Origin of the sequence: Bacillus sp. EKM208B, from assembly GCF_011800725.1 — a bacterium.
Classification (GTDB): domain Bacteria; phylum Bacillota; class Bacilli; order Bacillales; family Bacillaceae; genus Bacillus; species Bacillus velezensis.
The window spans coordinates 81,813-95,244 of the sequence record NZ_JAANHO010000004.1; the positions used below are offsets into that span (position 1 = coordinate 81,813).

A 13,432-nucleotide genomic window follows, 5' to 3' on the forward strand; every position below is an offset into this window, starting at 1 on the left:
TCTCTCATTTAAATGCTTTCCAAAACATTTTTTTCGCAGGAAGCTCTTGTTTCTCCGCTCGTACGTCAGGTTCTTTTACCAGAGCCTTACGTCTTAATGACGGTACCGGCAGCGGCTTTCTTTTCATTCGGGTATCTTTTTCTTCCCAAGCTTCCAGAATGACGTGGGCGTTCGTTCCGCCGTCGGCAAAGCAGTTGATGGATGCTGACGGTCTGGCTGCATCCCATTCGCCAGCTGTTTTATGAAAGTGAAAATCTGTCTTTGTTATATCAAAATGCGGCATCGGTTCGTCTCCTGAGAGAAACGGAACCGTTTGTTTATGCTTCAGCATTAATACGACTTTAATGAAGCTAGCGATGCCTTCTGCGCAAAGCGGATGCCCGATGTTCGGCTTAATTGACCCGATGCCGAGCGGAACATGCTGGCCTGAGCGGTATACGGATTGAATCGCCTTCAGCTCAAGCAAATCAGTCACCGCGGAACCCGATCCGTTTGCTTCGATATAAGTGATGTCTTCCGGCTTTTTGCCGCTTTTGAAAAGCGCGCTTTGCATGACATCTTTTTGCGCCTGCATATTAGGAGCTGACGGGCCTGCCGTTCTGCCGTCATTGTTCATGGCGGCGGCCTTAATGACTGCGTGTATCGTGTCGCCGTCTTTTTGCGCCTGGCTTACTGTTTTTAACAGAACCATGCCGACGCCTTCACCGAGGACAACTCCGCCTGAACGCTTGTCAAATACGTGAAATGCCGGTTTTTCGTTTAACAGCCCGCGCTCTTGGAACATCCGGTGCGCCGCATCCGTGTTCAGCAGGCTGACGCCGCCAACTACCGCCGCTTTGATATCGCTGCTTCTCAGTGCCTGAACGGCCATGTTCATTCCTGTCAAAGCCGATGAACAAGCCGTATCAAGCACGATGCTCGGCCCGCGCAGATCAAAAAATTGCGAAACGTTTGCCGCTAAATAATTCTGCCCGCCCGCAACGATCGGGTTGCGGGTATTCGCAAGACTTTCAGGATCAGGCTGATGCTGGCTGCGGCCTCCGATATACACACCAGCTTCTATGCCCTTGATTTCTTCACGGGTATAGCCCGCATGGCACCAAAGTTTCAAGCTCTCTTCTAACACCGCCAACGCCTGAGGGTCCATCGCTTTCGCGTCGTTTTCCGGAATGAAAAAGAATTCGGAATCAAAGTGATCCATATTATCAATCAATCCCGCAACGTATTGATTTGCATATCCGAAACGTTCCGCCGGGACGGGGCCGATTGCGGACCTGCCGCTTCTCAGCAAGTCCCAATATTGGTCTAACGATTCCGCCCCCGGAAAACGGCAGCTCATTCCGACGACGGCAATGTCTTCAGTTACGGCATCACGCTTTTGTTCAGTGTGAACCGTTTGTACGGCAGCCGGAACCAAGATTTCTGTATCAGGTTCTTCCCTTTCTGCAAGCAGCGGCTGCCCATTGGATACAAGCCATTCGGCAAACGCGTCGATCGTCGGATGTTCATATAAAACAGACGGATCTAAGTCCTCTTTGAGCGCTTGATTCATTTGCTGTAAAAGCTGCGCTAAAATGATCGAATCAACCCCGTAATCCTGAAACGGTTCGTCTGTTTCCAGTTCTTCCGGAGCGATTTTCAGCTCATCGGAAAACAATTTCACAAGCCACGCCTTCGTATCAAGAAGCAGTTCTCTGTCTGAATGTTTTTCCGCGGCTTTGCCGGTTATTACGGCTTCAGTCTCTTTTTGTGTTTTCTCTTGACAGAGCAGCCTGTCAGGATGCCATTCGCTCCGATCAATGATAGCCGGCAGAACGGACGGGCGGATGTTTTCAGATAAAATGCGGTCCAGCAAGTCAAGGCCTTCCGCGTTGGACAGTCCCAGCAGCCCGGTCTGCTTCAGGCTTTCTGTGCGGACTTCACCCAATCCGGTTTCCTTCCAGTTCGGCCATTGAATGCTGACTAACGGATATTGATGCTGATGAGCCGCCGCGAAATAATCCATGTACGCATTTGCCATCGCATAATCCGACTGTCCCGCCGCGAGCGCCGGAACAACTGCAGATACTGAAGAAAATAAGACAAAAAATTGCAAAGGATCATTTGTGAAAAGGCTGCTTAATGTTTGAAGCCCTGCGACTTTCGGTTCCAGCACTTCTTGTATATCGTCGGCAGTCTTTCTGATAAACGCCGGATTTACTGAATTAACCGATCCCGCACAGTGAATGACGCCGCCTATCGGTCCCATCGTGTGCTGGATCGTTTCAATTTCCGCTGCCGCCGCATCATGATCAGACAATTTCAGACTGATCACCGCCACTTGCACTCCTTTTGCTTCGAGCTCTTCAATCGCCCGTATCTTCTCTTTCAGCCTCGTATTAACGGCTGACCGTTCATGGCGGGGAGGAATCGGCTCCCTGCCTGTCAGCACTACTTTTTTCACGCCGTGTTTTTCTGTGAAATGGCGGGCGCATAAGAGACCCAGTCCCCTCGTCCCTCCGGTAATGAAAAGCACATGGTCTTCAGGAAACGGTGCGGGCTTATGTTCTGCTCGCTTCCCGCTTGGAATCTCCCTGAATAAAGCACGGTATCTCTGTCCGTTTCGGCGGCAGATTTCCGGTTCTGTGCTGTCCGCCGAAAATTCATCTGCAATCTGTTTGGCAAGCGTCTGCTGATCCGTATCTGTATCGGCATCCATGTGTCTGGACGTCACGTTTTGATACTCATTTTGAAGCATTCTGTACAGGCCGCTTTTTGCCGCTCCTGCAAGATGAATCGTTTTCTGCTGAAATGGCTCCAAGCCTTTTGTTACATATAGCAGCGTCAGCGGCCGTGCTTGCCGGCGGCTTGTATCAATCAGAGTCTGGAGCCGGCTGATCCCTTCCAGTGAAGGGTCTTCGTCTCCGCATCCCGTCAGATCAATTGCGCCATCTATGTGATTCCAATCGCTAGCTGCAGTATCAGCAGAATCGACCGGGAGAATGAACGAGTCAGTGAAATGCTTCGCAGTCTCTTCGGCTAGCTCCGCTGTTCTTTCATCAGCCAGAATCATGACCGTCCTGCCGCTTTTCTCACCGGCCGAATCGATCTCACACGGAACCCATTGCTTTTCTAAAAGCACAGCCTTGCGCCGGTCTTCTGTTTCCTGCGGTACGGCTTTCGGCTCAGGCAGCCAGTACGGCTCCTTCGCAAATGGGTAAGCCGGCAGACTGATTCTGCGAGGTTTTTCGCCTTGATAGAGTCTGTCCCAGTCCATCTGAAGCCCTTTGGCCCACAATTCCGCTATTTTGGCGTATTTTTTCTTATCGAACCATGACCTCACAAGCTGCTTCAGGTCATCGTCCGTTTCAAATGCTTTGATTTCTTTTTTAGCCGTTTTGATGTGGGCTTCATATATCCCTTCACCCGTATTTCCGTTTACAAAATCGGTGAAACGGCTGATCAGTTCTTCTCTCGAACCGGCTGTAACCGCAAGACGGTAATCCATCGCATCACGCCCGGTTTGAAGCGTGTATGCCATATCTGAAAGATTGATATTCTGATTGGCTTTTGCAAATTCGATCACAGACTCGGCATAGGTTTTTACCTGCGGCGCTTTTTTCGCCGACAGCACAAAAATGTTTGTCTCATCAGACTTACGGCTTCCTCGGTCTTTCGGCTGATACTCTTCAATAACGAGATGAGCGTTTGTGCCGCTGTAGCCGAATGAGCTGACACAGGCCCGCCGCGGTGCTCCGCCTGTTTCCCAAGGTTTGAGTTCGGTATTGACAAATAAAGGCGAGTCATTGAAATCAAAATGTTCATTCGGCGTGCTGAAATGAAGGGTCGGTACAAGCTGCTGATGCTTCATCGACAGCAGAACCTTCTGGACGCTTGCTACACCTGCCGCCGCCGACGTATGCCCGATATTCGATTTAACCGAACCGATGGCGCAAAATTGTTTGCGATCCGTTTTTTCCTTGAATACAGAAGACAGGGCTTCTAATTCAATCGGATCCCCCTGCTTTGTGCCGGTGCCGTGCATTTCCGCATAGGTGATGCTCTCAGGGTGGATGTTGTGCGCTTCATACACTTGGCGCTCTAAATCCATTTGGCTTTTCGCGCTTGGTGCGGTAATGCCGTTGGTTTTTCCGTCCTGGTTAATTCCAGATCCGATAATGACTCCGTAAATATGGTCTTGATCGGCTTCCGCATCTTTCAGCCTCTTCAAAACGAGCGCCCCCGCGCCTTCGCCGGGCACAAATCCGTTCGCACTGTTATCAAATGCTTTACATTGGCCGTCAGGAGACAGCATTCCGGCTTCACACATGCTGATGTATGATTCAGGCGTTAAATACAAGGTCACGCCGCCGACAAGCGCCATGTCAATTTCATGATTCAACAGCGCCTGACGCGCCAAATGAGTCCCGACGAGAGATGAAGAGCATGCCGTATCAATCGGAATGGCCGGCCCTTTCAAATTGAGATAATAAGGCAGACGGGCCGCCGCGATGCTGAAACTGTTGCCCGTCGCGCTTCCTCCTGTCTGATGTTTGTTTAACATCATGCCGTATTCATTGTTCATAATCCCCAAATAAACGCCGCAATTTTTCCCGTTTAATTCTTTTGAGCTGTAACCCGCATCTTCAAAGGCTTTAAAACCTTCCTGTAAAAATATCCGGTGCTGCGGGTCCATAAGTTCCGCTTCAGACGGAGAAATATTAAAGAACAGCGGATCAAATTCTTCAATGCCGTCAAGCATACCGATTGATCTGCAGTATACTTTGCCCTTCTTGTTTAAGGCCGGATCATAGTATTTGTCTACATCCCAGCGGGAAAGCGGGATGTCGCGAATGGCGTTTTTCGCACGGGCTAAGTTGTCCCAATACGTCTTTAGGTCCGGCGCATCCGGGTACTTGCCCGACATGCCGACGATGGCTATCGCGTCCGCTATCTCGTCTTTAGGCTCCCGTTTGGCCTGCACCGGTTCAGGTTCCTTTTGAACCGTTAATCTCTCAGGCTCGGCAGGTGTTTTCTCCTGCAGGGCGTGTTGCTGTGTAAGCGGCTTTGGACGTACGGGAACCGCCTGTTTTTTTCTTCCGCGGACGGACGGCTGCGTACGCAGAAAATCGGCAAATTGGCGGATTGTCGGATAATCATACACTTTCGTTACGTTACAGTCCGTGCCGTACCGTTTATTGACGGCCTTTATCCATTCAAGACCGGTAATCGAATCCATACCCAAGTCAATAAAGGCCTCATCAATATCTACTTCATGCCGCTCCATGTACAATACATCAGCCAGTGCTTTTGATAACTCGTCATGCACCGCTTCAATCGGTTCTTCCGGTTCGGCGGAAGCTGCCGTTTCAGACATCGCCTCCAGAATATCCGCTTCTGCTTGTATCACATGCTGCTTATGAGCGTTTAAAGGCTGCAGCAGTATGTTTGACGGTTTTTTCACGGCCTCTGTTTTCTGCGGTTCGGTTGCTTCCTCAAGGATCGGTTCTGTCCCGAGCTTTTTTTGCAAGAAAGCCGCAAACTGGCGAATTGTCGGATAATCATATACTTTCGTCACCGTAAGGGACGTGCCGTACGTTTTATTAACAGCCTTTATCCATTCAAGACCGGTAATTGAATCCATGCCGATATCAATAAATGTGTCGTCTGCGTCGATATCGTCGGCATCCATATATAAAACGTCTGCCAAACTTTCGGTCAATACGGCACTTACTTTCTCAGCGGAAACCGCCGGACGGGAAACAGACTGTACGGTTCTTTTCGGTTTCGCGCCGCTCAAAGGCTGCAATGAAATGTTTGACGGTTTTTCTTTGGCAGTCTCCTCATGAAGAGTTGTTACTTCAATGACCGGTTCGGGTACGGCCGCCGGTGCGATCGGCGCAGACTGTGTTTCGGCCGGTTTTTTGACAGCTGCATCTGCTGATATGTCGATCCAATAACGGTCTTTTGCAAACGGGTAGGCCGGGAGACTGATTTTTTGCGGTCTGCCCATTTGATACAACTTATCCCAATTCAGCGGAAGACCCTTCACCCAAAGCTCTAATACCTTTGCGGCTTTGCCTTTTTCAAGCCACGCCTCAATGGTTTTTTCCATGTCCTCATCAGCCGCAAACAGCGCCATCGTGTCTTTATTCTGTTTGACTTGTCCGCGGTAGAGCTGGTCAATTGACTCCTTGCCGCCCGTAAATTCGTCAAGCTTTTCTTCAAGCTCGCGCAAATTGCTGACAATCATTCCGAGACGCTCTTCCATCGGTTCACGGCCGATTTGAAGCGTATATGCGATCCGGCTCAGATCCGCTTCCCGGTAACGCCCGCTCCGCAGCGCATCAAGAAGACGTTCCGCCCGTTTTTGAAGCCGTTTCTCATTTTTCGCGGAAAGGACGATCATCGACGGATGAGGCGCGGCAAAAGCCGTCTCCTTATCCTCATCAGCTGAATATTCTTCGATGACGATATGAGCGTTGACACCGCCGGCTCCGAATGAGGAAAGCCCCGCGGTTCTCGGCAATTCTTTATTTATTCCGTTTTCATTTATGACCGGTCTTTTCCACTCTTCAAGCGTCTGCTGCACTTTAAACGGCGTAGCGAGAAAATCAATATTCGGGTTAAGCGTCCGGGAATGCAGTGACGGTGCAAGCTGCTTATGTTTCATTTGCAGGAGCACCTTCGTCAGACCCGCGATGCCCGCCGCGCTTTCACAGTGCCCGATATTGGATTTCGCTGAGCCGATGGCACAAAATTGTTTATCTTGTGTTTGTTCTGAAAAGACTTTTGTCAGACCCGTGATTTCAATCGGATCGCCGAGTGAAGTCCCGGTGCCGTGGGCTTCGATGTAGCTGACCGCCCTCGGATCGGTTCCCGCGTCTTTTAACGCCTGTTTGATCACCGCGGCTTGGGCGTTCGGATTCGGTACGGAATACCCATTTGTTTTTCCATCATGGTTCACGGCCGTTCCTTTGATCAGGCCGTAAATATGATCACCGTCCGCTTTCGCTTTAGAAAGCGGCTTAAGGAGTACGGCACCCACTCCTTCACCGGGCACATAACCGTCCCCGCCTTCTCCGAAACTTTCACATCTGCCTTTGCTTGATAAAAATCTGTTCTGGCCGAGCATCAAATATTTATTCGGATGAACGGATACATTGACGCCCCCGGCAAATGCTGCCTCGCATTCCCCGTTCCGCAAGCTTTGGCATGCCAGATGAATGGCTGTTAAAGAAGAAGAGCACATCGTATCCAGAGCCATGCTCGGGCCGTTAAAACCGAATACATAGGAAGCCCTGTTCGCAATTGATGACGGATTTCCGGTCAGCGCAAGCGATTTTCCGCGCGCCTGTTCTTCTGCTCCGTAAAGCTGATATTCCTCATACATGACGCCGACGTAAACACCGACATTGGCGCCAAGCAAATCACCCGATTTTTCCGTGAGCTTTTTGCGCGTGTAACCGGCATCTTCCATCGTTTCGTAGACACACTGCAGGAATAACCGCTCCTGCGGGTCCATCAATTTTGCATCCCGGGGCGAAATAGAGAAGAACTGCGGATCAAATTTGTCCACGTCTTTCAAAAATCCTCCCCATTTTCCGTACGTCTTGCCTTCTTTATCTTTATCAGCGTCGTAATAAAGACTGTGATCCCAGCGATCGTTTGGAATTTCAGTTATGCAGTCAGTGCCTTCACTCAAGTTCTTCCAAAATTCCTGAAGATTTTCGGCCTGCGGATATCGTCCTGACATACCGATAATCGCGATATCTTCACGCTCCGTCAGCTGCTGATTTTTCCGCGTGTCTGGACGGACATGCGCAAAGCCTTTTTTGCCTTCATTCCGTTTGGAAACGGGCTTTACTTTCGCTTTCTCAGACAGCGCCGGTTTGGCTGCAGGGGTTTCTTCTGTTTTCATCCCGGTCACTTCCAGCAGCGTGTCCCGGTGTGCTTTCATAAAATACTGCGCCAGCGATTCGATATTCTGATATTCGAAAAACAAAGTTTTTGACAATGAACCGAAGCTCTTTTCCAGCCGGCCCGTCAAATGCATGATCATAATCGAATCAATACCGTAATCTTCCATTGGTGCCTTGGCGTCAATTTTGTTGACAGGAAGTTTGGTCACTTCCGAGAGCACTTGTTTCAAGAAATGCTCCGTTTTTTCTGCAAGCATGTTCTCTCCGCCTGCTGTAAGACCTGCCGTTTCTTCCGTTTCGCTGCCCTTATTCGGCTGATCATCCGCTGATTTTTTCAGAAACGCCCGGATTTTTGCGGCGTAGCCTTCCGTCACCATGACTTGGGATGTGTTTGCCGCCCACCCGCGGTACAAAGCCTGAATGCCGTTTTCTGTTTGCATAGGGACCATGCCGCTTTCTTTTGTCAGCATGGCTTCCGTTTCAGCATCAACCGTCATGCCGCCGTCTTTCCAAAGCGGCCAGCAGATTGAAAGGGTGTGTCCATAGCGTTCATTTCGGGCTTTTTTACGGTTTCTTTTTTCACTGAAGGCGTTCATAAACGCATTGGCCATCGCATAATCAGCCTGGCCCGCGCTTCCGGCGCTTCCGGCTCCGGAAGAGAAGAGAATCAGAAAATCAAGCTCAATGTCCTTTGCCGCTTCATCAAGATGAACCAGTCCGGAGACTTTCGGCGCCAGAACATCACGGATTTCATCTTTGTGCTTTTTCAGAATATAGTTGTCTTTTATCGTTCCGGCGCTGTGTATGATACCGTTTAATCCGCCGTACTGCCGGCAGATGTCCGCTGTGAGCGATTGAACTTCTTGTTTTTCCGTCATGTCCGTTTGTTTGTACACGGCTTGCGCGCCGAGATCGGACAGTTCTTGAAGCTGGGTTTTTTTACGGTTATCCAACAGAGAACGCCCCGTTAAAATAAGAACGGCGTCTTTTGCATGCCGGGCGATTTCTTTGGCGAATAAAAATCCTAGACCGCCCGCACCGCCTGTGATCAGATAAACACCTTTATCCTTCCACGGCTTTTCGGCGCCGAACTGTTCCAGCCCTGTTTCCTGCCATTGTGCCGTATAGCGATTGCCGTTTTCATAGCGAATATGCTTGTCATCAGGATGAGCGCTGCATTCTTTTACATATCGGGACAGCGTGTCTGCCTTGACGTCCGGCTCCGCTTCAATCAGCTGGCCGGTCAGGTTCGGGTTTTCAAGCGCCGCTGTTTTCAAAAGCCCCGTTAAGCCGCAAAGGAGCTGCGTATCCGCTTCTTGAGGCACGACAATCTGAATGAGCTCGCGCCCGCCGGAATTTGAAGCGAGGATTTTCTTCACTTCTTCGAACGCCTGAAGCGCACAAGCTTCAAACCGTTCGTCTTCACTCTTATGCTGATCACGGAGCACATGACTGCTGAAGTCTGTCTGTATGCTGTTCATTTGATTCGTAAACCGGTCAGATATCATCACGTGACGGGCTTTGAAATGGATCGGCGCTTTTTCATGTACAGCGGCCTTCTCTTCCCATACGTGTTCAAAAAATAGTGTATCTGTTTTATCCGTTTCAATTTCCCGTGCGGAATAACCAGTTATTTTCACACATACATTGCCTTGTTCGTCACACAAATCAATATCCAGCTTCTGCACAGCATCTTCAGGCTTACTTTCGCCGCTGTACGCAATGGATACCCACATATCACTTTTACAGCTTTTCAACACATCAATCTGTTCGAGAGCAAACGGCAGCATCGGCCGTATGTCAGTCCCGTCTCTGTCAAGCATTAACCCGATTGTCGCGTGGAAGGCCGCATCCAAAAGGCTCGGATGGAGGACAAACTGTTCTTTTGTATGAGAAATAGCTGACGGGAGTGAGAGCTTTGCGAGCACTTTGCTGTCGTTTGCATAGATTTCCGTGACCGCTTTGTGAGCATCCCCGTATTCAATCCCCATCTGTTTGTATGCCTGATAGCAAGCGTCAGGTGTGATCAGACGGCGTGACTCTCTTAATTTGTCAATCTCGATTTTGGCCGGTTCGCCCGCTCGGACAAATGCCGCGCTTCCTTGCGCATAGAGAACGGGCTCTTCTTCCGAGGAAGCCGATTCACTGTAAACCGTAAATCCCATCTCCCCATTTTCTTCGTCATAAAGGCGGAGATACAGTTCTGCGGACTCATCCGCCGCTGTAAACGGACGTATCCATACGACATGTTTCAGACGGACTGTTCCTTCTTCCTTCGTTTCTGCCGCGTGTTCAACGGCCGCCCGGACCATTTCCAGATAAGCCGCGCCCGGTAACGTCCGCTCGTTTTTGACGACGTGATCTTTCAGGAAAAATTCTCCGCCGCTAAAAGAGGACCGAAAACGGACGCCTGACATGTTTGATATATTTTCATGAAGGAGCGGATGCAGCATGCCTGCCCTTTTTTGCGGCAGCGATTCTCTTTTCTCCGCCTTCGGCACCCAATACCGGATTTTTTCAAACGGATATGTCGGCAGGCTGATCCGATTCGGTTTGTTTTCACCGTACAAGAGATTCCAATCCATCGTTCCTCCGCCGGCCCACTTTTCGGCAATCATCCCCAGACTCCCGGAGGAAAGCCATTTATGTATCAAGTCCGGAGCAAGCTCTGCCTGTTTGCTTTTATCGGCTCGGTTCCGCCAGCACCCGCTGACCGTTTTACCCGCCAGAAAGCCCTCCAGCCGCTCTTTGAGCTGTGTCATATTCTGAGCGGTAAACGCAACCCGCTCCTCCATCTGTTCACGGCCGATCTGAAGTGTATACGCCGCATCCTCAAGCGGCAGGCCGGGATGAATAAATGCAGACAGCTTCGCAACATACTCTTTTAGCCGTTCTTCATTCCGGGCTGAAACCGGAAAAATGAATGTCTGTTCTTCTGCCGGTTCAGCCACTGTTCCGTGTGATTCTTCAGGGATAAATTCCTCCAGAATGAGATGCACGTTTGAACCTGTCGCCCCAAAAGAACTGAGGCCTGCACGCCGGGGATATACGGTCTCATTTCCGTTTTCCGTCACTGAGGGCTGCTGCCATTCTTCGGTATGATGCTGGACGTAAAACGGTGATTGTTCAAAATCTAAATACGGATTCAGCTCCTCGGAATGAAGAGACGGCACCAAAGTTTTATGGTGAAGCTGCAGGGCAACCTTGCTTAAGCCGCTGATGCCCGCCGCCGATTCCGCATGGCCGATATTGGACTTCACTGATCCGATCGAACAGAACTGTTTGTCCTGTGTGTACTGGCGGAACGCCTTGACAAGGCCTTGAACCTCAATCGGATCGCCGAGAGAAGTTCCCGTCCCGTGCGCCTCAATATAACTGACCGTGCGCGGATCGATGCCCGCTTTGTCCAGGCATTCTTCAATCAAATCGGCCTGCGCGACAGGGCTCGGCACGGAAATTCCGCTCACTGTCCCCACGTGGTTGACGGCACTGCCCTTTATCACCGCATAAATCCGGTCTCCGTCTTTTACCGCCTCTCGCAGCGGTTTTAATAAAACGGCACCGATTCCTTCAGCCGGTACATAGCCGTCTCCGTCTTTCCCGAATGTATGACAAACTCCGTCTGTTGAAAACATGTCCCATAAACCGTATGTCAGATATTTATTCGGATGCAGCGACAAGTTGACCCCTCCGGCAACCGCCGATTCACATTCCCCGCGCCGAATGCTTTCCGCAGCAAGGTGAACCGCAGTCAGCGAAGATGAACAGACCGTATCGACCGCCATGCTCGGCCCGTGAAAATTGCAAAAATATGAAACTCTGTTTGCGATTTGCGCATAATTAAGAGAAAGCGGGAATACATGATCTTCGGAAGAAGCTTCAGCCCCGACCAACGTATAATCCTTATGCATCACCCCTGCGAAGACGCCGACGCGCTGTCTCTTATTCCGTCCGCGCGCCTCTGCGAGCGACTTTGGCGTATATCCGGCATCCTCAATCGTTTCCCAGCATGTTTGTAAAAACAGCCGTTCCTGAGGGTCCATTGTTTCAGCTTCCCGCGGCGTAATTCGGAAAAATTGGGGATCAAAGCAATCCGGATCATCAATAAATCCGCCCCATTTTGAAATGCTCTTTCCGGAAGGCGACTTTACATTTTCAAACCGGCGCCAGTCCCAGCGAGACTCCGGAATTTCGGTGACACAGTTTTTTCCTTCTTTCAGGTTTTCCCAGAATTCATGAATATTTTCGGCCTGCGGGTAGCGGCCGGCCATGCCGATAATGGCGATATCTTCATCTTGCGGAACACTGCTTTTCCGTCTTCTCTCTGTTTGCGTCTCAACCGGCTTCTCCATTTTTGCCGGAGGCGCGCTGAAATGGCTCCCGTACTGCTCAGTCAGGAAAGCTGCCAGCTCTGCTGCCGTCGTATATTCAAACAGCAAAGTCGGAGAAAGGGTTTCGCCGATTTTTTCGCTGATCGTTTCGACGACGTCAAGCAGTCCGGACGATGTCAGCCCCATTTCATAGTAGCCGACTTGAGAATCAATCTGTTCAAGCGGCTTGCCGATTTTTTCAGCCATCAGATTCATGACATACCGTTCTGCTTCCTCATGCGGGTGTCCGCCTTCAAGCGATGCCGCAACTTCCGGTAAACCGGCTTTTTCAGGAGACTTCTCAGCAGGCTTACGGTCTGTATTGATCAGCTCGGCATCCCGCACGAGCTTGCTTGTGAAATCTTTCAGCTCGGCTACTTTCCGGCCGGATGCGTTAAAAAACTCCAGTGTAATGTAAATGAGCTCCTTTTCCTGCCGAAGCGACGAACGTTTGATTCTCGTGATGCAGCCGCTCTGCAAAGGTTCGGAAGCTGTAAAAGATTCGTAGAAAAGAGGCAGAAACAGCCTCTTTTCCCCATTTAACAGCGATGAGATCAATAGGTTTGCGCCGACGCCGCTTCCGTCAAGAAGAGTCGGATGGAACAAAAACCCCCCGGCCTGTCCCATCGCGTCTATTCCGAGCGATACATCAAAGGTGACGCCGTCCCGCTCCTCAAACACTTCTCCTTCTGCTTTCATATATCCGCTGTGAACCAATTCCTGACTTCTGCATTGTGCATACAGCTCATTTAAATCGATGGTGCGTTCCGCCTCGCGTTTGACAGAGTCAAGATCAAGCGTGTCACTGAAAACTGCGGGTGCCGTCTCGTGCATTTCCGCTTTGACGTAAATACGTTCTTCCGGCTGTACGCGTCCGCCGCTGACCTCAGCCCCTTTTGCGGTAAGTTTCCATCGCCCTTCTTTTACCTTTGTACATTCAACCGTAAGCTTGACGGCGCTGTCTTCTTTCGCAATAAGCGGCTGATATATGGATAAATGGCGCAGCTGAAGCCCGTCGTATGAATAGCCGCGCTCTTTGAAAATCTGATAAAACATATCAATATAAGCCAATCCCGGAAGGACTTTTTGTCCGTAAACGTCATGATGTAAAATAAACGGATTTTTCAGCGATAAAGTGATTTGCTTATTGAAGTTCTTCAC

The 13,432-nt window shown here is 50.2% G+C and carries 1 protein-coding gene; it reads right to left on the bottom strand.

The window, feature by feature from the left end; all coding sequences use genetic code 11:
• Nucleotides 1-4: 4 nt before the first annotated feature.
• Nucleotides 5-13,432, bottom strand: coding sequence for a type I polyketide synthase (locus G9F75_RS08500; protein WP_311689463.1), 13,428 nt, complete (start codon nucleotides 13,430-13,432; stop codon nucleotides 5-7).